Annotated in this window: 16 protein-coding genes and 3 pseudogenes; 10 read left to right on the top strand and 9 right to left on the bottom strand. The window is 69.6% G+C overall.

All coding sequences use genetic code 11. The annotated features are described in order from the left end of the window. The first annotated feature begins 66 nt into the window (after positions 1–66). From FHS34_RS43380 to FHS34_RS09340, 3 genes are all read left to right on the top strand, one after another. Positions 67–255: a DUF6207 family protein gene (locus FHS34_RS43380; protein ID WP_221508758.1), complete on the top strand. Its 189-nt coding sequence runs from the start codon at positions 67–69 to the stop codon at positions 253–255. Between the two features lie 110 nt (positions 256–365). Further along, on the top strand, positions 366–1,304 hold the full coding sequence (locus FHS34_RS09345; protein ID WP_184963184.1) for an SRPBCC family protein: 939 nt from the start codon (positions 366–368) through the stop codon (positions 1,302–1,304). Next, positions 1,301–2,476 (top strand): zinc-dependent alcohol dehydrogenase, encoded by a 1,176-nt coding sequence (locus FHS34_RS09340; RefSeq protein WP_184963182.1) that lies wholly within the window; start codon positions 1,301–1,303, stop codon positions 2,474–2,476. The genes FHS34_RS09345 and FHS34_RS09340 overlap by 4 nt, the downstream gene beginning before the upstream one ends. Positions 2,477–2,648: 172 nt before the next feature. On the opposite strand, the gene FHS34_RS09335 is transcribed toward FHS34_RS09340, so the two are convergent. Both FHS34_RS09335 and FHS34_RS09330 read right to left on the bottom strand, forming a co-directional pair. Next, positions 2,649–3,059, bottom strand: coding sequence for an STAS domain-containing protein (locus tag FHS34_RS09335; protein WP_225817310.1), 411 nt, complete (start codon positions 3,057–3,059; stop codon positions 2,649–2,651). Between the two features lie 391 nt (positions 3,060–3,450). Beyond that, the gene (locus FHS34_RS09330; protein WP_225817309.1) at positions 3,451–5,946 is read right to left on the bottom strand and encodes a tetratricopeptide repeat protein; all 2,496 of its coding nucleotides are present in this window, start codon (positions 5,944–5,946) and stop codon (positions 3,451–3,453) included. A 516-nt stretch (positions 5,947–6,462) separates the two neighbouring features. Here FHS34_RS09330 and FHS34_RS09325 point away from each other — a divergent pair. Continuing rightward, positions 6,463–6,648 carry a hypothetical protein gene (locus FHS34_RS09325; RefSeq protein WP_184963178.1) on the top strand — a complete coding sequence of 62 codons (186 nt, stop codon included), beginning with the start codon at positions 6,463–6,465 and terminating at the stop codon, positions 6,646–6,648. A 291-nt stretch (positions 6,649–6,939) separates the two neighbouring features. Continuing rightward, positions 6,940–7,734: an alpha/beta fold hydrolase gene (locus tag FHS34_RS09320; protein WP_184963176.1), complete on the top strand. Its 795-nt coding sequence runs from the start codon at positions 6,940–6,942 to the stop codon at positions 7,732–7,734. Positions 7,735–8,316: 582 nt separating this feature from the next. Here the strand turns inward: FHS34_RS09320 and FHS34_RS42395 are convergent. Further along, positions 8,317–8,728, bottom strand: a pseudogene (locus tag FHS34_RS42395) (IS5/IS1182 family transposase); the annotation flags it as partial. A 37-nt stretch (positions 8,729–8,765) separates the two neighbouring features. Then, a pseudogene (locus tag FHS34_RS09315) lies at positions 8,766–9,617 on the bottom strand (MFS transporter); the annotation flags it as partial. Here FHS34_RS09315 and FHS34_RS09310 point away from each other — a divergent pair. Both FHS34_RS09310 and FHS34_RS09305 read left to right on the top strand, forming a co-directional pair. Next, entirely contained in the window at positions 9,599–10,642 is a 1,044-nt protein-coding gene (locus tag FHS34_RS09310; protein ID WP_184963174.1) for a LysR family transcriptional regulator, read from the top strand. The pseudogene FHS34_RS09315 and the gene FHS34_RS09310 overlap by 19 nt on opposite strands. 74 nt (positions 10,643–10,716) lie before the next feature. Beyond that, positions 10,717–11,013, top strand: a complete 297-nt coding sequence (locus FHS34_RS09305; RefSeq protein WP_184963172.1) for a nucleotidyl cyclase domain-containing protein — start codon at positions 10,717–10,719, stop codon at positions 11,011–11,013. 385 nt (positions 11,014–11,398) lie between these two features. Here FHS34_RS09305 and FHS34_RS09300 read toward each other — a convergent pair whose 3' ends face one another. From FHS34_RS09300 to FHS34_RS09280, 5 genes are all read right to left on the bottom strand, one after another. After that, positions 11,399–11,794: a DUF2267 domain-containing protein gene (locus FHS34_RS09300; RefSeq protein ID WP_184963169.1), complete on the bottom strand. Its 396-nt coding sequence runs from the start codon at positions 11,792–11,794 to the stop codon at positions 11,399–11,401. A 271-nt stretch (positions 11,795–12,065) separates the two neighbouring features. Next, a complete protein-coding gene (locus FHS34_RS09295) occupies positions 12,066–12,458 on the bottom strand; it encodes a DUF2267 domain-containing protein (RefSeq protein ID WP_184963167.1) in 393 nt (130 codons plus the stop codon). Positions 12,459–12,541: 83 nt separating this feature from the next. Then, positions 12,542–13,084, bottom strand: coding sequence for a nucleotide exchange factor GrpE (gene grpE, locus FHS34_RS09290; protein ID WP_184963165.1), 543 nt, complete (start codon positions 13,082–13,084; stop codon positions 12,542–12,544). A gap of 2 nt (positions 13,085–13,086) precedes the next feature. After that, the gene (gene dnaK, locus FHS34_RS09285; protein WP_184963162.1) at positions 13,087–14,946 is read right to left on the bottom strand and encodes a molecular chaperone DnaK; all 1,860 of its coding nucleotides are present in this window, start codon (positions 14,944–14,946) and stop codon (positions 13,087–13,089) included. A 38-nt stretch (positions 14,947–14,984) separates the two neighbouring features. Then, entirely contained in the window at positions 14,985–15,347 is a 363-nt protein-coding gene (locus FHS34_RS09280) for a J domain-containing protein (RefSeq protein WP_184963160.1), read from the bottom strand. Between the two features lie 761 nt (positions 15,348–16,108). Between FHS34_RS09280 and FHS34_RS44355 the strand changes: the two are divergent. The 3 genes and pseudogenes from FHS34_RS44355 to FHS34_RS09270 all read left to right on the top strand — a co-directional run. Beyond that, positions 16,109–16,356: pseudogene (locus tag FHS34_RS44355) on the top strand (IS630 family transposase); the annotation flags it as partial. 616 nt (positions 16,357–16,972) lie between these two features. Next, positions 16,973–20,554: a sodium/proline symporter PutP gene (putP, locus tag FHS34_RS09275; protein ID WP_184963159.1), complete on the top strand. Its 3,582-nt coding sequence runs from the start codon at positions 16,973–16,975 to the stop codon at positions 20,552–20,554. 658 nt (positions 20,555–21,212) lie between these two features. Continuing rightward, on the top strand, positions 21,213–22,607 hold the full coding sequence (locus tag FHS34_RS09270) for a DNA-binding protein (RefSeq protein ID WP_184963156.1): 1,395 nt from the start codon (positions 21,213–21,215) through the stop codon (positions 22,605–22,607). Positions 22,608–22,639: the final 32 nt, after the last annotated feature.

Here is a 22,639-nt window from a genome sequence, read left to right as displayed (position 1 = left end):
ACTGCTTGCCCGCTCCCTCCAGCGCTCCCTTTCAGGTGAAGGACCCAGGGCCGGCGAACCGCATCGATGCCCCGGCGTCACCCAGGACGTAAAGCCGATCAGGGCCACACGTCGCAGAGGCCAGCACTCGTCGTGGTCGCCATCGCGGCAGCGGACGATGACACCGCCTTCGTCTTTCAGGAAGCGCTCGTCAAGCCCAGGGCGCACGTCCGCGCCGCGACCGGACGGCTGCGCGCGTCCCGTGACGGAAGTTGAGGATTGGGTGCGGGTCACGAGGAAACTCCCGTGTTATCCGCAATGCGCGTTTGACCTTCTCACTCAAGTGGCCCGCCTTCCGTTCACCTCACCGCACGTGGGGAGCACTCATGAAGACAGACATCCACTCCACCTCCCCTCTACGACACGATCCGCTCGTGCGTGGCCTGGGCTGGGCCAGTGCGCTCCTGGGCGTGCCCCAGGTCGCCGCTCCGGCCGGCTTCGCCCGGGCCTTGGGCGTGGACGGCAAATTCCGGCACCGTTCGGCCACGACCGCCGTCGGTGTGCGCGAGCTGGCGGCGGCGACCGGGTTGCTGGGACGGCCGCATCCGGCCTGGCTCTGGGGCCGCGTCGGCGGCGATCTCATGGACCTGACGATGCTGGCCCGGGCACTGAAGAACCACAACGGTCGTGGCCTCGGCCGCACCATTGCCGCGACCGCCGCGGTCACCGCCATCACGGCCACGGACGTCTACGCGGCCGTGACCCGCACCCGTAGGAGCACCCCCATGGATCTGACCGCGACCACCACCGTTGCCAACCCCCCGGACGAGGTCTACGCCCTCTGGAGGGACCTGGAGCGGCTGCCGCACTTCATGGCGCACCTGGAGGAGGTGCGCGTCACCGGCCCGCGCACCAGTCACTGGCGGGCCAGCGCGCCGTTCGGCAAGGCGGTCGAATGGGACGCCGAAACCACGCAGGAGGTTGCCGGCCAGCTGATCGCCTGGCGGTCGGTGGACGGTGCCGACATCGACAACTCCGGCGAGGTCCGCTTCGTGCCCGCCCCTGGCGGCCGGGGCACGGAGATCCGGGTGACCCTGCGCTACAACCTGCCCGGCGGAGCGCTGGGCAAGGCCGCGGCGCGCTACTTCGGCGAGGAACCGCACCAGCAGCTGGACGACGACCTGCGCCGCTTCAAGCAGATCGCGGAGACCGGCGAGGTCGTCCGCTCGGAGGGCGCACCCGGCGGCAAGCGGGCCCGCGGCGAGTTCCCGCAGCACCCGGCCCGACCGCTGACCGAGGACGAACTGAAGGAGGCCCTGGCATGAAGGCGAACTGCTGGACGGGACGCAACTCGGTCGAGGTGCAGGAGGTACCGGACCCGTCGATCCTCAACAACCGCGACGCCATCGTGAAGATCACCTCCACGGCGATCTGCGGCTCCGACCTCCATCTGCTCGACGGCTACGTCCCCACCATGGAAAAGGGCGACATCATGGGCCACGAGTTCATGGGAGAGGTCGTCGAGGTCGGCTCCGGCATCAGCGACGGCAAACTGCGCGTCGGCGACCGGGTCGTCGTGCCCTTCCCCATTGCCTGCGGCGCGTGCGCGTCCTGTCGCGCGGAGCTGTACTCGTGCTGCGAGAACACCAACCCCAACGCCGGCATCTCGGAGAAGTTCTTCGGTCACCCCACCGCCGGGATCTACGGCTACTCCCACCTCACCGGCGGCTTCGCCGGCGGCCAGGCCGAGTACGCCCGCGTGGTGCTCGCCGACGCCAACGCCCTCAAAATCGAGTCGGACCTCAGCGACGAGCAGGTGCTGTTCCTGTCCGACATCCTGCCGACCGGGTACATGGGCGCCGACATGTGCGACATCCAGGAAGGTGACGTCGTCGCCGTCTGGGGCGCCGGTCCGGTCGGGCAGTTCGCCATGGACAGCGCCCGGGTCCTGGGCGCGGAAAAGGTCATCGCGATCGACAAGGAGACCTACCGGCTCGACATGGCCGCCGCCCAGGGCTACACCACCATCAACTTCGAGGACACCGACGTACGGTCGGCACTGCTCGAACTCACCGGCGGCCGGGGCCCCGACAAGTGCATCGACGCGGTCGGCATGGAGGCCACACACGGCGCCTCCCACGTCCACCTCTACGACCGCGCCAAGCAGGCGGTCCGCTCCGAGACCGACCGGCCGCACGCCCTGCGCCAGGCCATCCTGTCCTGCCGCAGCGGCGGCGTGGTGTCGGTCATCGGCGTCTACGGCGGACTGATCGACAAGTTCCCGGCGGGTGCCTGGATGAACAGGTCCCTGACCCTGCGCACCGGGCAGTGCCACGTGCAGAAGTACATGAAGCCGCTGCTCGGCATGATCGAGCAGGGCAAGATCGACCCCACCCGGATCATCACCCACCGACTGCCACTGACCGAGGCACCGACCGGCTACGACCTGTTCAAGAACAAAAAGGACCACTGCGAGAAGGTCGTCCTCACACCCTGAGGAAAGCACCGACGAACGGTCGGCTCCCCGCCTCGCCCGGCGCTCGTCGCACACGGCTGCCGCCCGCGGGTGCGGGCGCCCTGTGGCGTTCATAGCCTGGTGGTGGTCTTCCGATCACGGCCGTGGGCGCCGCCCCGAGTCACGGTACGGCCATAGATGTGCCTGGCTTGGGTCAGCGGGCCGACGCCGGCGCGGCGGGCGCCGGGCTGTCGCCGTTCAGGCGGCTATGGCCTGTTTCGACGGTGGGGTGGCAGGGGATGACGGCGTCGACGCCGACCAGTTCCAGCAGACGCTGGACGGATGCCTGGGCACCGGCGATGCGTAGCCACCCTTGTGTGTCGCTGACCTGCCGATGGGTGGCGATGAGAACGTTGAGACCGCTGGAGTCCATGAAGGTCGCACCGCTGAGGTCTGCCACGACCCGCAGCGGCAGCGCATCGTCGCCCGGCAGCGGGGCCTGTCTGAGGACGTCTGTGATGCCGTGGTCGATCTCGCCGTGCACGGCTACGACTCGAACGCCGCCGTTCATGTGATGTTCGATGATCAGTCGATCGGGCCGGTCACTGCTGTGGGGATTGTTCACCGTCTCCTCGACTGCGTTCCTAGGCTGGCCCGGTCAGGGACGTGCGGACGATTCTGCCCGACTGCCACGGCGCAAGACAGAGGGACGGTGGTGCGCAACCGGCACCGTTGCCGCCCTGCATGCATGGCGTGATCGCGGTTACGGACGCGCGGGAATGGAGTGAGGGCGACAAGACGTGGAACCACTACGGATGGAGATGGCTGTACCGGCCCGGACGAGCACCTGATGCGTGCCGGCTACGCCCTGCCGACGGACAACGCCAGCATCGGAGAGGCACGCCGCCGCGCCCGCGTGTTCCTCGACCAGGCACGACCTGACCGCCCACTGCCTGTGTCTGATCGTGTCGAGGACCTGACCCAGCTGGTGGTGAGCGAGCTGGTCACCAACGTTCTCAAGTACGCTCCCGGGCCCGTTCTGGTTTTCGGGACAGCAGCGTTGTGTTGCCTGCGCCTGTTTCGCAGTCGGGTTCGTGGCCAGGGCGGCCCTTGTCCGACCACTCCGGGGTTGTTGCTTCAGCCGCTGCCCGCCATCGGGCGAGGTTGTTTTTGGCGGTGAGGGTGTAGGGGTGGTCGGTGCCCAGCACTCGGACCATGTCGTCCAGGAGGTGGGCGTAGGCGGCGGCAGCTCCGGCCGCATCACCCGCCTCCCCCCGCCACGAGGCGAGGTTGCCCCGGGTGGTGAGGGTCAGGGGGTGGTCAGGGCCCAGCACTCGCCGTCGGTCCTGCAGGAGGTCGGCGAAGGCGGCGGCAGCTCCGGCCGCATCCCCCGCCTCCCCCCGCCACGCGGCGAGGTTGTTTTTCGCGGTGAGGGTGTAGGGGTGGTCGGTGCCCAGCACTCGGACCATGTCGTCCAGGAGGACGGCGAAGGCAGCGGCGGCCCCGGCCGCATCCCCCGCTTCTCCCCGCCACGAGGCGAGGTTGCCCCGGGTGGTGAGGGTGTCGGGGTGTTCGGTGCCCAGCACTCGCCGTCGGTCCTGCAGGAGGTCGGCGAAGGCGGCGGCAGCTCCGGCCGCATCCCCCGACTCGCCCTGATAGTGGGCGAGGTTGTTCCGGTTGGTGAGGGTGTCGGGGTGTTCGGTGCCCAGCACCCGCCGTCGGTCCTGCAGGAGGTCGGCGTAGGCGGCGGCGGCTCCGGCCGCATCCCCCGCTTCACCTCGCCACGAGGCAAGTTGATTGCGGGTGTTGAGTGTCAGTGGGTGGTCGGTGCCCAGCACTCGGACCATGTCGTCCAGGAGGACGGCGAAGGCAGCGGCGGCCCCGGCCGCGTCCCCCATCTCACCCTGCCACCGGGCGAGATTGCTCCGAGTGCTCAGGGTGTCGGGGTGGTTGGTGCCCAGCACGCGGACCATGTGCTGCTGGAGATCGGCGGTCGCTGCGGCGGCTCCGGCCGCGTCCCCCATCTCTCCCCGCCAGTAGGCGAGGTTGTTCCGGACGATGTGAGTGTGAGGGTGATCGGTGCCCAGCACCCGGATGTGGTCGCTTAGAAGGTCGGCGTAGGCGGTGGTGGCCCCGGCTGCATCTCCTGCCTCACCCTGCCACCGGGCGAGGTTGTTTCGGGTGGCGAGGGTGTGGGGATGGTCAGGGCCGAGACGGAGGGTCGTGGCGCCCACGAGGTGGGAGAAGTGGTCGCGGGCAGCGGCGGCCTGGCCAGCCTCACCGAGACTGATTCCAGTGCGGTAGAGCACCGCGTGCGTGGCTGGCTCATACAGCGTGTCTTCTGCACAAGAGGTCAGGGCGGTGGTGTTGGCGCGCAGTGCCTGGGCCAGGACAGTGTCGCTTTCGATCTTGGGCCACGCCTCTGTTAGGGCATCGGCGGCCGTTCGGGCGGTTTGGTTGCGCTGGTCGGGGGTGAGGGTGTCGCGGACGGATCGCTGGACGAGCTGGTGGACGCGGACCGCACTGTGGGGTGTGTCGGCGGTGTGCTCGATGAGGCTGAACCGGCGCAGCACGCTCAAAGCCATACGGGCATCACGCCCCGGCACCTCCTGCTCTGACGTGCCGGTCCCTGGACTGACCGGAATCCGTGCGGGGGTGTCTGGGCTGGTGCGGTGGCAGGTGAGGTAGGCGCGGGCGGAGGTGCTGGTCAGGACGGTGTCAGGGACGCCGTTGGGGTCCAGGAATGCGGCGAGCTGGAGCAGGGGGCGGGCCAGCCCGACAGGCGGGAGGCGGTCGGCGTGTTCGATGGACAGTGACCAGGTGGCGGCCACTGCCAGGGCCTGCCCGTCGGGGAGAGCCGGGGGCGCGGCGTCGCGCAGTGCGGTGGTGCGGTCGGCCAGGAGCTGGCGGTAGTCGGTGACGGGCATGCTGGTGTCGCTGAGGTAGGCGGCGGCCTGGGACAGGGCCAGCGGCAGATGTCCGAGGTCGTGGGCGAGTCCGGTGAGCTGCCCGTCGGGCTCGGTGTGTGCGGGTAGGGCGCGGGTGAGGTAGGCGAGGGATTCGGCGGGGGTGAAGACGCCGACGGGGATGCGGTGGCGGCCGGTGGTCAGGGCGGCGTCCTGGCGGCGGGTGGTGAGCAGGGTCCGGCCGGTGGGGCTGGGCGGCGGCCACAGGCCGTTGAGGTCTGCCGGGTCGGTCACGTCGTCCAGGACCACCAGCCAGCGGCAGGGGCGCTGTCCGGCCTTGGGCTCGAGCCAGGCCAGGAATGCGGTGGCGGCCTGGGGGTCGGCGGGGTCGGCGCCGAGCAGTTCGGCGGCGGCCTGCGTGTAGCCGGTGATGATGCTCTGGGGGGTGGTCGCGGTGATCCACACCAGCACGTCCAGGTTGCCGGCCTGCCAGGCGGTGCGGGCGTAGTGGGCGGCGAGCTGGGTCTTGCCGACCCCGCCCAGGCCCACCACCACCCCCGCCGGTGCAGGCTGCGTGACGAGCACCGCTCCGCCGTCGGCCGACACCGCTGCGAGACGAGTGACTTCCGCGCGGTCCTGGAAGCAGACGGCCGAGGCAGGGATGGTTCCGACCTGGTGTGGCCATGAAGCCGGCGGCCGGCTTGTGATGGTGGTGCCTATGACGGGGCCGTGGAAGGTGCCGCCTCGGAAATCGACATGGTCCCCGCCGACGGTGTCCGCTTGTGCGATGCCCTCCCAGGGCTGCCCATGCTCCACGACTTGCTCCTGTCCGACCCACACGGCATCCCGACCATACTCACCCACCAACCCCCAACTACGGGCCATAACCGAGCCGTTATCCCTCCTCCTCACCAGGGGTGGGACGACCGCACGGGAGCCTGCGCCACCGGCACCCACTCGCTGGCTGTTGCTCAAGAATGGCTGAAGGGCGGGCCGGGCATGTCGACCATCGGACTTGCCGCCTGATGGGGTGGAGCTGCTGGCGGTTGCCGGGCGGGGCGCCTCGCGGAGTCGCTACGAAGATCACGCACTGTCCGTGATCTTCCGAGAGGACCCCTGCCCGTGCGCATCCCCCGTACTGCCGCCGCGGCCACCGTACTCGTCGCCCTCCTCATCCACACGACCGCGCACGCCGCCGCCCCGGCCGCGGTGCCCGGCGACACCGTCACCCTGCCCGTGCAGGCCGCGCTCGCCCAGCTTGAGGTCCTGAACGAAGACCGCACCGGCTATGAGCGCACCAAGTTGTGAGTGGTAGTCGCCCTACGACGACCGCTACATCGCCGGGCCCAGCGGCCTGGAGCGACGGGGCCTCGCCAGCCGCGTGAACAGGGCTGTCCTGGCGAAGGCGAGGGTCAAGGTGGGGGAGGGGCGGGGCGCACTCAGCGCTGCCACGGACCGCATGTGGCCAGGCGTTCTGCATTGCCAGATGTGCACGGACACCCGGCGACTGGTCGGGGTGACTGCATGGCGCAGAGATTTATACAGTCGTCTTATACAAACGTCTTGTACATGTGTGTAAATGTCGTCTACGGTGAACCCATGAACACCGACAACGCCAAGCGTTCCGCGCTCACCATCGACGGCCGCGCCCTGTCCTACGTGGATTTCGGCGGACCGGGCCGCCCGCTGCTCGCCCTGCACGGACACATGTCCGAGGGGATGTCCTATGCCGATCTGGCTGTCCGCCTCGCCCCGGACTGGCGGGTCATCGCGCCCGACCAGCGCGGCCACGGCGATTCCGACCGGGCGGCCGACTACAGCCGGGAGGGTTACCTCTCCGACCTGGAAGTCCTCATGGACCACCTGGGGCTGGACCGCGCGGCCTTCCTCGGCCACTCGCTCGGGGCGATCAACGCCTACCAGTTCGCTGCCCGCCACCCTGGGCGCGTGACCGCGCTGGTCAATGGCGAGGGCTGTGCCGAGCTCGGCTTGGACGGCAGCAACCCGCTGGCGTTCGTGCTGAACCTTCCGGAGGGCACCTGTCCCAGCCGGGAGGCGTTCGTGGCGCGGCTGGGCCCGTTCGCCCCCTTCCTTGAGTCCGCCGTTCGCGAACGGGCGGACGGAATTTGGGGTCTGCACTTTCACCCCAAGGACATCTACGACTCCGAGGACCAGGTCCACGGCGATCACTGGGCCGACTGGACCGGATCCGCCTGCCCAGCGCTGCTGATACGCGGCGCCATGGGCGGTGTGCTGTCGGCGGAGCAGGCAGCGCAGATGGCCTTTCGGCGGCCTGGCACCCGTCTTGTCGAACTGGCGACGGACCACTTCCTGTATGCCAACGACCCGGCCGGCTTTGCGGACGCGGTCCGGGACTTCCTTGCCTCGGTATAGCCTTGGTCCGCGGACTTTCCGGCCCCTCGCCGATGGATCACAAGCGGATCTCCTTGAGGCACCGTCTTATGTTCCAGGTTGCCGCTCCTTTGCCAATGCGGCGCCGACTGCTCGTCCCGTTCGATCGCCATGTTGCCGAGGGAGACGCCCCCCGAGTGGCCGCCCTCGGTGGGACAGGCGGTCTGGCGGGTGAGGCGACCGGTGTCCCGAACGAGTATTTCGATCGTGCGGGGAAGCTCATGCGCGAGTAATCCGTCCGCCACCTTCCGGTCGCGGAGTGCCCGGTCGAGGGTTTCGTGGCAGTCGATGAGGGTGTCGAGGCCGACGATCTGCAGGGTGCGCATGACCGAGCCGGCTGCTCCGGCCAGGCGCAGCCAGCCGCCGGCTTCGCTGAGGGAGCTGCGGGCGTTGAAGAGAATGTTGATGCCTTCGCCGCCCCGTGGCTGTCCTGGGATGACGTGTCCATGCCTGGACCCGACAGCCCGCATACTGCTGGCAACCGCTGCCGGCCTGCCAGCGCCCCCATGGAGCGGCCCGCGCCTCGACTCAGTCCCTGTAAGCGACGCGGCACCGCTCGCACCGTGCCATCTCGGTGACCAGCGGGATACCGTACGCCTCGGAGAGCTGCGAGCGTTTGACACCTTGTTTGGCCCGGTCGACGGGGCTCTTGCCCGCGCACTCGCCGCCCGCGGGGGCTTGGTCTGGCAGCCGTCGGCGCTGAGTTGCTCCAGGCCAAGCCCGATCATGCGGTCGTAGGAGGCGGGTGCGGCCAGGCGCAGGGCTTCGCCTGCGTCGGCGGCTATCCACTCGTCACGGCGTCTGCGCAAGGTGGTCGCCGAGCATGTCGCGTCCGCCGCTCGCTCGTACCCCACCCCGGACACCAGTACCTCGATGAGCTTGTTGAAGACCACTTGGGCAATGACGCAAGGAACTCCTCACGGAGGGGAGCGATGATCAACGATGGCAAGACAGGCGCATCTCCTCCTGTGAGCACAGAATTCTCCCCGGCCTGGGACCGCGTCGCCGTCTGGTCAGCGAGTGGCGCTCTCAGCGACCGGCTCCTTCTCGGCCGCGGGACGTTGTGCTGTGGCGGGGGATCGCAGCAGGGTGGCGGCGAGGAGGAGAGCAACGGTGACGAGGCCTGAGCCGATGCGGAAGGCAAGGTGGTAACCACCTGTGAGTGCCGAGGTGGTGCTCGCCCCGCCGGCCAGCAGGGCATCCGTATGCGAGGCGGCGAGCGTGCTGAGGATCGCGAGGCCGAAGACGCTGCCGATCTGCTGCATGGTGTTGAACATGCCGGAGGCGATCCCCGAGTCCTGGGGCGTGGCCGCTGACATCGCGAGCGTGGCCAGCGACGGCATCGCGAGGCCGAAGCCGATGCCGAGCGGCAGCAGCGCGGGCAGGACGTCCACGACATAGATCCCGCCTGCCGGTACGCGGCCGAGCGCGGCGAGACCTGCAGTGATCAGCGAGAGGCCGGGAAGGAGTACGGCACGGGGGCCGAAGCGCGCGATCAGTTTGGGCGAGAGGCCAAGGGACATCGCGCCGATCGCGACCGAGACCGGAAAGATGCCGAGGCCGGTGTGTGTCTCGTCGAAGCCGAGCACCTTCTGCAGGTAGAGCACGCACAGGAATTGGAAGCTGAACATCCCGGCCACCATGAGGGCCTGGATACCCATCGCTCCCCAGACGTTGCGCGAGCGGAACACACGCAGGGGCAGGAGCGGGTGGGCCGCCTTCGCCTGGCGGGCGACGAATGCCAGGAGCAAGGCGAGCGCCGCGGCGCCGAAGCTCACCGTGTGCGCGGAGGTCCAGCCATAGTTGGTGGTCTCGACGATCGTGTAGACGCTGAGCATCAATGTGGATGTGGCCAGGAGCGCGCCCACGTCTACGTGCTTTCGTCGCGGTCGCCGAGCACGGCGGCATCTCCGCCGCCGCACAGGCCCTGGGGTACGCACAGTCCAGTCTCAGCGCCCAGCTCAAGCGGCTGGAGGGGGACCTGGGCGTGAGCGTGCTCGTACGCGCGGGCACGGGCGCGGTGCTCACGGAGGCCGGCGCCCGGCTGCTGCCGCACGCGCGTGAGGCCCTGGAGCTGGAGGAGCGGATGCGGCGGGCGGCGCGCGGCGACCGCCCGCGGCTGCGGATCGGGGCGCAGGAGTCGCTGGCGCACGTGTGGATGCCCGATGTGCTGGCCGCTCTGGAGTACGGCGCGGGCGGCACGGACACTGGGGCGGACGTCGAGCTGACGGTGGCCAACCGTAAGACGCTGGAGCAGGCGTTCGGCGCCGCTGAGTTGGACCTGGTCTTCCAGTACGACAATGGCATCCGCGCGCTCGGCGCGCACGCGGTGGTCGGGCACGACCGAACGGTTCTGGTGGCGGCGCCCAGCCATCCGCTGGCCCGGCAGGAGATGGTGACTCCCGAACAGATCCTGCAATACGACTTCCTGGTGGCCGAGCCCGGGTGCACCTCGGAGATGCTGGTGGACCGCTTCGGCCGGGATCTGCTGGCGGGAGCCCGACTGGCGATGATCCAGGGGTCGCTGTCCGCGCTGCTGCGGCTCACCGGGCACGGGCACGGGGTCTCGCTGCTGCCGGAGCTGGCGGTCACCCGGGAGCTGCAGGAGGGCGAGCTGGTCGAACTGCGGCTGGCCGAGCGGATCCGCCCGGTCAGCATCGTGGCCCAGTGGCGTCCGCGGCTGGAGCCGGGCGAGCGCACGCTGCACGCTCTGCTCGACGTGGCCCGCCGCGCGGACCCGCTGCCCGAGGTGACGCGCGCGGCACGCGCGGCACGGCTTCCTCATCGTGCGGCGGGAGAACGGACACATGAGCACAACGATGCCCGGCAACACGGGAGTTCCCGGGCCGCTGGGCATCGGTCGTTCAGGGCACCACGCAGCGTGGGGTGACCATGACCGGCCTGTCCGCCTGCCGCACCACGTCCATGATCCGCCGGTAGTCCGGGCAGCGCCGCCTCGTCCAGATGCCCACCGCGCCCCTGGAGCAGCGCCTCGCGCAACTGGTCCGCAGGCTGCACACCCCCGTCGTCCTCGAGGACGGCCGCACCGTCGACGTCCCCGCTTCGGTCGGTGCCGCGACCACCGACGTCCTTGGCATCGGTGACCTGACCGTGTTGCAGCGGGCCGCCGACGCCGCCCTGTACGACGGCAAGCACTCGGGCCGCGCGGCCATCGCCTCGCCCGCGAACACCACGGTGCCGTCCATCAACGGCCCCCGCGCCGGACGCCCGGGGACGGCAGCATGGGGGCGGGCAGCATGAGCACCGCGCCCCTCCCACAGGGCGACTGGATCCGCAGGATCAGCATCCAGCAGCCCCACGCCACCTGCGTCCCGAGGGGCGACCTCGGCGGGCTTGGACACGTACACGGCGTGGCTGGCGCTCGTCGTCGGTGAGCCGGTCGGCGGCGAAGGACGCGGCGAACTTCTCCCGGTCCAGGAAGAGGAAGCCCACCATCGAGGGGCTGAGCGCCCCGCCCAGCACTTCCGCCCGCCGCGACGCTTCCCGCCGATGCTGGAGAAGATCCGCTACGGATGCCTCGGGACGGGCCGTGGAAGCCGTCCGCCTTGCTGATTGCGGGCCTGGGGCGTTTGTCCTTCTTTCGCTGGCACCCGGTGCGTGGCAGGGGTGCGGCACCGGATGCGGGTCAGGTGGGCTGGGGGCGGCCGAAGAGCAGGTCGTAGCCTGTCGGGAGCTGGAGCAGGACCTGGTCCAGGAGGTCGTGGCCGGCGGCGTCGGCGACGGTGCTGAGGACGGCGCTGACGTCCCAGGCCGCGGTCTGCTCGGTGGCTCCCTCGATCCAGGCTGCCGTCGCCCGTACGAACCTCTCCGGCGTCAGCGGCTCGGCGCTCTGCAGGGGGTTGAGCAGGATCAGGGCGAATTCGTCTGGCAGGCGCGCCGCCAGATGGGCGCGCACCTCGCCGACCAGGTGGGCACCCAGCAGGGCGAGGACCACGCGCGCGGCCCGCTCGGCTTCGTGCTCCGTTTCGTACTCGCCGCGTTCCTTCACCTGCTCGAGAAAGGCTTCGCGTCGCAGGGTCACGTGGCAACCACCCTTCTTCGTCTCATGGCTCCGGTGGGGACAAATGCGGGTGAGGGGGAGACCAGGTGCCCGTCCTCCATCCCTCGGCCCGCCCCGGCCGCCGTCGCTCAGCCGGAGATCGCCTCACGGGACTCGCTGGGGGCGATCTCGCGAGGCTCGGCGCTCGGCGCCCGGCGATCGGGATACATGGGCATCCTGGCCGAGCGGACCGATGCTGGTCCGAATGCCGGCGGCGTGGCCGTATTCGGGGTGCCCCCCGGGGGTTCTGGTGTCAGCTGGCCAGATCGGCTTTGCCGAACAGGACGGCGTAGCCGGAGGGGAGCTGGCTGATGATCTGGTTCAGCTCACCGCCGGAGACGGCGCCGGCCAGGGTGGCCAGGACCGCGCTGGCGTCCCACTGTGCGGTGCGCGGCCGGGCGCCGACGCGCTCGGCGACCCGGCGGTAGAACTCCTCGATTCCGAAGCTCTCGGCCTGCGCCTGCTTGGCCTGGGCCAGTGCCTGTCCGAGCGGTGCGGGCAGCTGGGAGGCAAGGTCGTCGACCTCACCGGGGCTGATGCGCTGGGCGAGCACGCTCAGCACCGCGTCGGTGACCTTCGCGGCTTCGTCCTGGCTGGCGTATTCGCCGAGCTCGCGTACGCGAGCGAGGAATTCGTGGTGCTGCATGGTTCGTCACCTCCGCTTGTCAGTGATCTCAGGGCGTCGAAGGCGATGCCCCCTTCCCCGGTACCCAGGTAGGGGCAAGCCTGTCAGGTCCGCACGACAGGCAACCGCGGCTTGTCGGGGCGGGCGGATGACCCCCGTGCGCCGTATTCGGGTGCCGGTGCGCTGCTCGCGGGCGGGGCCGGCCCGGTGACCTCCACAGTCGCCGGGCGCAGCAGGTTCTCGCCCAGCCGGTATCCGGGACGCAGGACCGCTGAGCACACCAAGCCGTCCGCCTGGGCGATATGGTGCGTCAGAGCGTCGTGGCAGGCCGGGTCGAATCGGTCGCCCACCCCACCGAATGAGGTCACGCCCAGCGAGCCGAGCTGCTCCTTGAGGCTGTCGGAGATGTCTTTCAGACCGGGCGTGAGCGGTTCGTGGGCGCACGCCCGGTCGACGGCCTCCAGCACGGGCAGCAGCGCCCGGACCACGTTGGCCGCGGCGATCTCGCGCACGGCCAGGCGGTCCCGCCGGACCCGCTTGCGGTAGTTGTCGTACTCGGCCTTGACCCGCTGAAGGTCCGCGGTCCGCTCCTGCACCAGGCGCCGCAGCTGGTCCACCTCGGTGCTCTGCGGACTCCTTCTGGTCATCGTCAGCCAGCCTCCGGCTTGTCGTCATCGACGATCTCGGCGTCCACCACGTCCTCCTCGGGCGAAGCACCGCTCGTGCCACCGCCCGCTGAGGCACCGGCCGGCTGCTCGGCCTGGGACTGCTGGTACAGGGCGGTGCCGATCTTCTGCGCCGCCTGGGCGGTGCGGTCAATGGCCTGCCGGATCGCGGCGGTGTCCTCGCCCTTCAGCTTCTCCTTCAGCTCGGCCAGCGCCGACTCGGTCTCGCTCTTCGCGTCCGCCGGGATCTTGTCGGGGTTGTCCTGCATGAGCTTCTCGGTGGAGTAGACGAGCTGTTCACCCTGGTTGCGGGTCTCGGCCGCCTCACGCCGCTTGCGGTCTTCCTCGGCGTGCTGCTCCGCTTCGCGGACCATGCGGTTGATGTCGTCCTTGGGCAGCGCCGAGCCGCCGGTGACGGTCATCTTCTGCTCCTTGCCGGTGCCCAGGTCCTTGGCGGAGACGTGCATGATGCCGTTGGCGTCGATGTCGAAGGTGACCTCGATCTGCGGCACCCCGCGCGGCGCCGGGGGCAGGCCGGTCAGCTCGAACATGCCGAGCTTCTTGTTGTACGCGGCGATCTCCCGTTCGCCCTGGTAGACCTGCACGGTCACCGACGGCTGGTTGTCCTCGGCGGTGGTGAAGATCTCCGAACGCTTCGTCGGGATGGTGGTGTTGCGCTCGATGAGCTTGGTCATGATGCCGCCCTTGGTCTCGATGCCCAAGGACAGCGGGGTGACGTCCAGCAGCAGGACGTCCTTGACCTCGCCCTTGAGGACACCGGCCTGCAGGCTCGCGCCGACGGCGACGACCTCGTCGGGGTTGACGCCCTTGTGCGGGTCCTTGCCGGTCAGCTCCCTGACCAGCTCGGTCACGGCTGGCATGCGCGTGGAGCCGCCCACCAGGACCACGTGGTCGATGTCGGACACCTTGATCCCGGCGTCCTTGATCGCGTTGTGGAACGGGGCCTTGCACCGCTCCAGCAGATCGGCGGTCAGCTGCTGGAACTGGGCGCGGGTCAGCTTCTCGTCCAGGTGCAGTGGGCCCGCGGCCGAGGCGGTGACGTAGGGCAGGTTGATGGTCGTCTCGGTGGACGACGACAGCTCGACCTTCGCCTTCTCCGCCGCCTCCCTGAGGCGCTGCACGGCCATCTTGTCCTTGGACAGATCCACGCCGTAGTGGTTCTTGAACTGTGTGACGAGGTGGTCGACGATGTGCTGGTCCCAGTCGTCACCGCCCAGGTGGGTGTCGCCGTTGGTGGCCTTGACCTCGATGACACCTTCACCCATCTCGAGCAGGGAAACGTCGAAGGTGCCGCCGCCGAGGTCGAAGACGAGGACCGTCTGGTCGTTCTCCTTGTCCAGGCCGTAGGCCAGCGCGGCCGCCGTCGGCTCGTTGATGATCCGCAGCACGTTGAGGCCCGCGATCTCCCCGGCCTCCTTGGTCGCCTGCCGCTGGGTGTCGTCGAAGTACGCGGGCACGGTGATCACAGCGTCGGTGACGTCCTCACCCAGATAGGACTCCGCGTCCCGCTTCAGCTTCTGCAGCACGCGCGCGGAGATCTCCTGCGCGGTGTACCGCTTGCCGTCGACGTCTCCGTGCTCGGGGAAACGCCAGCCGTGGTCGCCCATGTGCCGCTTGACGGAGCGTGCGGTGCGCTCCACGTTCGTCACGGCCTGCCGCTTGGCCACCTCGCCGACCAGGACCTCACCGTTCTTGGAGAACGCCACCACCGACGGGGTCGTCCGCCCTCCTTCGGTGTTGGTGATGACGGTGGGCTCGCCGCCCTCCAGGACCGAGACCACCGAGTTCGTCGTACCCAGGTCGATACCGACCGCACGTGCCATCTGTGCGCTCCCTTCTCGTCCTCACCTCGTTCTTCGTCTCACCGGCCGGGGATCCACCGGACGGGTCCCGCGCGCAGCGGCGGCTCACGCCGGACGTCCCCGAGCACCACGGCGTACCGCCGTGCGGGCCGCGCCGGCACTGTGGGGGCAGCACCTCGATCAGACGCCGACAACGTGCGCTCGAGGCGCTGGTCGTAGGCCGCCCGCAGGACGGGATCGCGCAGCGTCTCGTACGCCGCCCGCACTTCACCGAACCGTGCGGTGGTATCCGCGTCCACACGGGTGTCGGGGCGCAGTTCCCGCACCCGGGCGCGGAAGGCCGAGGTGATCGCCTCGGCCGCCGCCCAGGGCTGCACTCCCAGCACCGCGTACAGGTCAGATTCCGGCTCCGGCGCCCGCACGTCCAGCCACCTCCCTTGCCCATGCTGAGCTGCGACTTCCTACTCCCTTGCCTACCTTTATGGGATAAAACTTGAGTCTTAGCTTGTCAAGTCTGGCGGGGTGCGGAGGAGGTCGACGCGGCCCTGTCGGCACCCCGGGCCGGGCCGCACACCGGATGGGAGGTGCAGGGCAGTGATCACCGAACTCGGGGTCGAACACTGGAGTTCACCTGCGGCTCGTGCCGGCACCGCTGGAGCGTCGACTACGAAATCCAGCGCTGACGAGACGCTCTCGGCGCCGAGTGGGAGGTCTTCTACCGCGACAACACCGCCGCTGCCCCCCGTACACGCCGCAGGGCGCCCCACCCTGCGAGCACTGCGGCCGCCGCTGGGTCGGACGCCCCGGTGGCGCGCCGGCCCGTGCCGCTGCCCGGTGACGCTGAGGCCCCCCGAAGCCGTGTCCCGGCCGAGGGCGGGCATCGTCCCGAGCGGCACACCGCACCGATGCTGCATGCCGCCGGCCCGCCCTGCACCCAGAACCCAGCGGTCTTGATCGGACAGCTTCGTAGGCGTCTTCAGGCCGATGGCTGCTGCCAGAACGAGCCCCGAGCGACCCGATCCGCCGCTCAGCCGGACGATGGGCCCGCTGGTTGCGCCGCGGTGATCGCGAAGGACCGTCGGGTGGGTGAGCGGTCGGTGGAACGCTGGCGTCGTGCCTGGCGCGAGGACAGGAGGGGTGCGCTCGCCTCCGCGGGTCCGCCGTGTCTGAGCCGCAGTTCACCGAGCTGCCGCCACGCGCCCGCACCTGGGGCCGGCGTGGGCACACGACCGGTGATGCGGGTGCGGGGCCGCTCCTGGCGCCGCTCGTCGATTGCGGCAACGTGCTGTTACAGCCGGGCGTGACCTCCCAATTAATCTACCGGCCGCGCCACCGCAAGCACCGGGGCGAGGACGTGGCACCTTCACGGGGAGCGACTCCCGCGACGTGGACGTCCGCACCGACATCCAGCTCCAGGCTCCGACGGTGCTTACGTCTTGTGCGGTGCGCTTCTCGTGAACCGCCGTAGCCATCGCTCCCGGCCGGGGCCAGGCCGAGCCGAATCTTTCGCAGCGGTCTTGCGGAAGGGGTCAGCCCATCACCCTGCGTATACCGCGTGCCCCGGCCCATCGCAGGGACATCGCACGTCACCACCCCCTTGAAGACCTGCGCAAAGATCGACCAGGGCGCCCAGGAGGTGACCCTGTGTTCGCGCTGGACACCTTCCGGTCATCGCCGGCTTCACCCGTTTGCTCCCGGTACCGGTCGGTGTATCGCTGGGTGTCAACGACTCGTGCGGCCCAGGGGGCTGTTCCAGCGGACGCCTCAGCCGCTGCCGCCGGACAGTGCTCTCGCGCTCTGCACCGAGGGACTGGTCGAGCGGCCCGGCACTGACATCGAGGCCCAGATCGACGTTGTCGCACGCACTCTCAAGGTCAAGGGCGGCTGCCCAAGCCGGAGCAGGCCCCCGCGACTGACCGTCACCGCGGGAGGGGCGCCGCCGTCGGTCATCGGCGGCCGAAATCTGTAGATTTGTTCATAGGTCCTTAACGGCTGCCAGGCGTGCGGTAGCCGCGCCCGCGCTCACAAACCTCACAGGCGAGGGATTATGTCCGACTTGAGTGCGCCGATCGTGGCCACGTTCCTCGTGTACGTGGCGGTCATGATCGGAACAGGGATCTGGGCTTACGGCCGAACGCACACCTTCGCCGACTTCGCTCTGGGCGGCCGCAGGCTCCCCGCCGTCGTCGCCGCCCTGTCCGCTGGAGCCAGCGACATGTCCGGCTGGCTGTTCCTCGCCTTCCCCGGAGCGGTGTACGCGTCCGGTGTCGGCGCCAGCTGGATCGCGGTCGGGCTGGTGGTCTGCACCTATCTCAACTGGCTTTTTGTCGCGCCGAGGCTGCGCACCTACACCGAGCGTGCCGGGAACGCCGTGAGCCTGTCGGCCTACCTGGAGGAGCGGTTCGAGGACCGTACCCGGATGCTCCGTATGGTCTCGGCGGCGGTGACGCTCGTCTTCTTCACCGTGTACGTCGCCAGTGGGCTGGTGGCCGGCGGACTGCTGTTCGGGCACATCTTCGGTGCCGGGTTCCGGTCCGGAATGGCCCTGACCGCCCTGGTGATCGTCGTCTACTCATGTCTGGGCGGCTTCCTCGCCGTGAGCCTGACCCACGTCATGCAGGCCACGCTGATGTTCCTCGCCCTGCTCGTGCTTCCCATCGTCGGTATCACGGCGCTCGGCGGCTTCGGGCCGCTTCGTGAGTCCCTCGACAGCAAGACACCCGGCCTGCTGGACATGGGTGCCAAAGTCGACTTCATCGACGGCCGGTGGTCCGCAGGCGGCGGATCGCTCGGCGTCGTCGCTGTCATCTCGCTTCTTTCCTGGGGCCTCGGCTACTTCGGCCAGCCCCACATCCTGGCCCGCTTCATGGGCATCCGCAGCACCAGGGCCGTTCCGGCAGCCCGGCGCATCGAAACCGGCTGGGTCACCGTCGTCCTCGCCGGTGCCACGTTCGTCGGCCTGCTGGGCATCGCGCAGACCGGCAAGCCGCTCCACGACCCACAGACGGTGTACATCAACCTGAGCCGCATCCTGTTCAGCCCGTGGGGCGCCGGGGTGATGCTGATCGCCGTCCTCGCCGCGATCATCTCGACCGCCGACAGCCAGCTCCTCGTGTCGTCCGTCGCCCTCACCGAGGACTTCTACCACGCGTTCCTCAACCGGCGAGCCTCGGACAAGGCACTGGTGTGGGTGGGGCGCTCCGCCGTGGTCGTCGTGACACTGGTGGCCTCCCTGATCGCGCTCAGAGGTGGCGGGCTGCTGGGCATCGTGGGCTATGCCTGGGCGGGGTTCGGGGCGGCCTTCGGCCCGGTCGTCCTGCTGTCGCTCTACTGGCCGCGCATGACCTGGGCCGGCGCGGTGGCCGGGATCGTGTCGGGTGCGGCCACGGTGCTCCTGTGGAAACAGGTCACTCCGCTGCTCGGTCCCCCCTGGTCGGGAATCTACGAGATGCTCCCCGGTGTCCTGGTCGCCACGATCGCCGCACTGGTCTTCGGCAGGTTCGTCGGCCGGCCTCCGAAGCGGGCCTTCTGGAGGATGCCGGGCGGCGGGGTCAGTCAGCTGATGCTCACCCCCTTCCTCCGTCACGCACCGGTCGGCATCGCCGTCCTCGACACGGACCTTCGGTACGTCTGGGTGAACGAGCCACTCGACCAGCAGATCCCCTTGAAACGGAGGCTGGGGCGGCGGATGGCGGACGTACTGCCGAAGGCCGAGGCCGAGGCCTTCGAGGAGCGCATGCGGCTCGTCCTGGAGACCGGGTCCCCGGTCATGGACTTCGAATACCGGGGGGCGAACCTTTCGGAGCCCGACCGAACCCGGGCGATCTCCGCCTCCTTCTTCGCGATGAAGGACCGCCACGACCGGAACGTAGGCGTGTGGTACATGATCATCGACATCACCGAGCGGTGGCGGGCTCAGGAACGACTGGCCCTGCTCAACGAGGCCGCTGCCCGCATCGGCAGCACCCTGGACGTGACGCGGACCGCGCAGGAACTGGCCGACGACGCGGTGCCGGCCGTGGCGGACTTCGTCGCCGTCGACCTGCTGGACGGCGTCATGAGGGGCGAGGAACCGGCACCGGGGCCGGTCGGCATGGCGCCCGTCATCCGACGCGCGGCGCAGCAGTCGGTACGCGAAGGTTGTCCCGAGGCCTCCCTGGCCGTGGGGGAGACAGTCCGGCGAGCCCCTTCGTCGCCGGTGACCCGCTGCTTGATGGAGAGTAGAACCCTGGTCGAGAAGATCTTGGACGGCGCCAGCAGTCGGTGGTTGACCATGGACGAGACGCTGGGTGCCTCGCTCCTCGACCACGACCTCCGCTCGGTGATGGTGATTCCGGTGCGGGCACGCGGCGTCACCCTGGGCGTGGCGACGTTCGCTCGCTCCCGGCGACTGGGCCCCTTCGAGGACGACGACGCACGTCTCGCCGAGGAACTCGTCTCCCGCGCGGCGGTGTGCATCGACAACGCACGCCGTTTCACCCGCGAACGCACCGCGGCCCGGTCCATGCAGCGCTACCTGCTGCCGCAGGACCTGACCGGAGGATCCGCTCTGGAGATGGCCTCCTGGTACCTCCCCGCGGATGTCCCCAGTGGTGTGGGCGGCGACTGGTTCGACGTGATTCCGCTCTCCGGCGCACGCGTAGCACTGGTCGTGGGAGACGTGGCCGGGCACGGCATCAATGCGGCAGCGACCATGGGGCGCCTGCGGACCGCCGTGCGCACGCTCGCCAACCTCGACCTCTCCCCGGACGAGCTACTGGCTCATCTGGACGACCTGGTCATCGGTCTCATGGGAGCGCACGCCGATGCTCCCACGGCGGCGGAGGGCGAGGCGACGGGCACCGCGTTCCTGGGCGCCACCTGCCTGTACGCCGTCTACGACCCGGTCAGCGGGCGGTGCAGCATGGCCCGGGCCGGCCACCTCCCCCCGATGATCGTCGGCCCCGACGGCGCCGCCGACATCCTGGACCTGCCCGCCGGACCACCACTCGGCCTCGGCTACCTCCCCTTCCAGTCCATCGAGACAGAGCTGGCCGAAGGCAGCCTGATCGCCCTCTACACCGACGGCCTCATCGAATCGGTCGACCGGGACATCGACATCGGGCTTTCCCGGCTGGGCAATGCCCTCGCGGCGCCCCTGCCTTCCCTGACGGAGACCGGCCAACGAGTGATCGAGACTCTCCTGGCCGGCCCACCGCCCGACGACGCGGCCCTGCTCCTCGCTCGGACCCGCGTCCTGGCCCCGGACCAGGTGGCCTTCTGGGACCTGCCCAGCGATCCGGCTGCCGTCGCGCACGCCCGTACCCTCGCCATCCAGCAGGTGTCCGAGTGGGGGATCCCCGATCTGACGTTCACCACGGAACTCATCGTCAGCGAACTGGTCACCAATGCCATTCGGCATGCGGCCGGACCAGTCGGTCTGCGTCTGATCCGGGATCGCGGCCTGATTTGCGAGGTCTCCGACGCCAGCAGTACTTCTCCACGTCTCCGCCATGCGCGGACCACTGACGAGGGAGGACGGGGCCTGTTGATCGTCGCCCAGCTCGCCCACAGGTGGGGCACCCGTTACACCACGACCGGCAAGATCATCTGGACGGAGCAGGCCATCCCGGCCGGCGCGATCGCCTGAGGCGGTCCCGTATGGGGCGTTCGTAGACCATCGCGGTGGATCATGATGAGGGTGAAGCCCCGTCACGAACTCCGGGCGTTGCCACGATCTTCGGCTGCCCGCGTTCAATGAGACTGTCGATGATGCGAACAACCCCAACCTGAGGGTCCTGCGCCTGCGACCGTCGCCCTGCGCCGCAGGGACGGCTACGAGATCACGCCACCGGAGATCGCCGAGAAGTACGGCTACGGCCGGAACCGCCTGGCCGGTGCCTGGGGTCTGCACCGGGCCGCCGGTACATCATCAAGTCCAAGATCGAATACTTGGACGAACCCGCAGGTCAGGACTATGGCTCGGGCGTCGAGGCCGGCAAGCGATCCGCATCGCTCCGCAGGGTCGGCCTCCTGTCGGCCGAGTCACGGATCCGGGAGCGGTCAGGCGTGCTCCCGGCCTGCTCCAAGTTCGTCCGGGTGGCCTGGAGAGGCACGTGCGCCGGTGGACAACGGTACCTAGGGTGGGGAGTGCAGGCCTGTGACACAGCCTGGAACGAGTGACGAAGCAGGAGGACGCGCGACGCGGGCCCCAGTCCGCTGCCGGCCCGGCCGCGAGGAGCGGCGACCGGCGCGGACGGCGCTCACACCGTCGGGCGTCGGGGATGGACCAAGGACGGTTCTGAACCATGAGGCATGTACGTCGGCTTGAACCCAGCTCGGCGAACCTGGACAGCGGCACCGTGCTCGCGGCATGGGAACGGTTCGTGCAGGGCGTGGACCAGGTCCCGGATGTCCGGCCCCTGGTGGCGATCTCCTGGCATCGCTGCCGAGAGCAGTACCGGGTCGATCCTCACCTCACGGAGGCTCCGGTGGCCGTCGCGGAGCTCGAGCACACGCCCGAGCACGATGTCGTATTCGCTGAGCTGGGTTTTCGTGCCGCCTCCGTGGCACATGAGGTGGGCAGCCTCGGGGGCGTCGTCACTGTCACCGATGCCACCGGCCGCATCCTGGCCGAGTGGGGTGACCAGGCCACGCTCGCCAGAGCCGGTGAGTCCAATCTGGCGCCCTGGTTCTGCTGGTCCGAGTGCGCGGTCGGCACGAACGGCATGGGCACGGCGCTGGAGGCGCACGGCCCGGTGCGGATCAGGGGCGCGGAACACTGGTGCCAGGCGCTCCACGACTGGGTCGGCGCGGGCATCGCGGTGCGCGACGTGGTGACCAGGGAACCGATCGCGGTCCTCGGTGTCTGCCGCTGGCGCAGCCCGCTTCCTGCGGCCACGGAAAGCTGGCTGGCGAACGCGGCCACCATGATCCAGTGCCCGCTGAAGAGGCACGCCCGGGACAGCGGTGCCGAGTTGGTCGCGGCCTACACCCAGGCCAGGGCGCACTCCGGTGCGGCACTCGCCGCGGTGGACACCGCAGGCAAGGTGGTGATCGCCGACGACATGGCAAGCGAGCTCCTGGGCGTCCCGGCATGCACCCCGGCGGTCGACCCCACACTGCGGTGGAACCCCGGGCTGCCCGAACTGATCACTGCCGCCCGGTATGCCGCCAGGCAGGCGGCCCACAATCCCGACTGGATCGGCTCGACGCAGATCTTCGCCCACCTCGCCGACGAACCGACCTCGATCAGCATCCGACCCGTCTTCTCCTTCGGACGCCTGATCGGGAACCTGGTCTCGTTCGGTGCCTCCGGCGGGGCGCAGCTGCCCCAGGCGGAGGGGGCCGCGCACCTTCGGGCGCAGCCGCGCCGACTGGTCGCGATGCGGGACAACCGGATGGTGCTGCTGCGGCTGCCAGAAGTCTCCTTCGCCGAATCGCAGGGAAACGACGTATGGCTCTCCACCGATCAGGGGCGACTGCGGGCCGCCTCCATGAGTCTGGACAAACTCGAAGGTGAGCTGGCGGATGTCGGCTTCCTGCGGGTGCACCGCCGGTATGTGGTCAACCTCAGCCGCATCAGGGAGATAGAGCGCGGCCTCAAGGGCGAGCTTTCTCTGGTCATGGACGACCGGGCGAAGGAGATGGTGCCGGTTTCCCGGCGGCACGCGGCGGCCGTGCGTCGCGCGCTGGACATCTGAGCGGCCCGGCACGACCCCTGCTCCCGGAAGGA

The organism is Streptomyces echinatus, assembly GCF_014203595.1.
GTDB lineage: Bacteria > Actinomycetota > Actinomycetes > Streptomycetales > Streptomycetaceae > Streptomyces > Streptomyces echinatus.
The sequence above is the reverse complement of the archived record's forward strand: the minus strand, read 5'-3'. Positions and strand labels throughout refer to the sequence as shown.

What these genes read in the sequence shown, in the direction of transcription:
- FHS34_RS09295 (WP_184963167.1), bottom strand. Translation starts at nt 12,458, where the DNA reads ATGCAGCACCACGAATTCCTCGCTCGCGTACGCGAGCTCGGCGAATAC.
- FHS34_RS09305 (WP_184963172.1), top strand. Translation starts at nt 10,717, where the DNA reads ATGCCCACCGCGCCCCTGGAGCAGCGCCTCGCGCAACTGGTCCGCAGG.
- dnaK (WP_184963162.1), bottom strand. Translation starts at nt 14,946, where the DNA reads ATGGCACGTGCGGTCGGTATCGACCTGGGTACGACGAACTCGGTGGTC.
- FHS34_RS09270 (WP_184963156.1), top strand. Translation starts at nt 21,213, where the DNA reads ATGAGGCATGTACGTCGGCTTGAACCCAGCTCGGCGAACCTGGACAGC.
- FHS34_RS43380 (WP_221508758.1), top strand. Translation starts at nt 67, where the DNA reads ATGCCCCGGCGTCACCCAGGACGTAAAGCCGATCAGGGCCACACGTCG.
- grpE (WP_184963165.1), bottom strand. Translation starts at nt 13,084, where the DNA reads ATGACCAGAAGGAGTCCGCAGAGCACCGAGGTGGACCAGCTGCGGCGC.
- FHS34_RS09345 (WP_184963184.1), top strand. Translation starts at nt 366, where the DNA reads ATGAAGACAGACATCCACTCCACCTCCCCTCTACGACACGATCCGCTC.
- FHS34_RS09340 (WP_184963182.1), top strand. Translation starts at nt 1,301, where the DNA reads ATGAAGGCGAACTGCTGGACGGGACGCAACTCGGTCGAGGTGCAGGAG.
- putP (WP_184963159.1), top strand. Translation starts at nt 16,973, where the DNA reads ATGTCCGACTTGAGTGCGCCGATCGTGGCCACGTTCCTCGTGTACGTG.
- FHS34_RS09310 (WP_184963174.1), top strand. Translation starts at nt 9,599, where the DNA reads ATGTGGCCAGGAGCGCGCCCACGTCTACGTGCTTTCGTCGCGGTCGCC.
- FHS34_RS09320 (WP_184963176.1), top strand. Translation starts at nt 6,940, where the DNA reads ATGAACACCGACAACGCCAAGCGTTCCGCGCTCACCATCGACGGCCGC.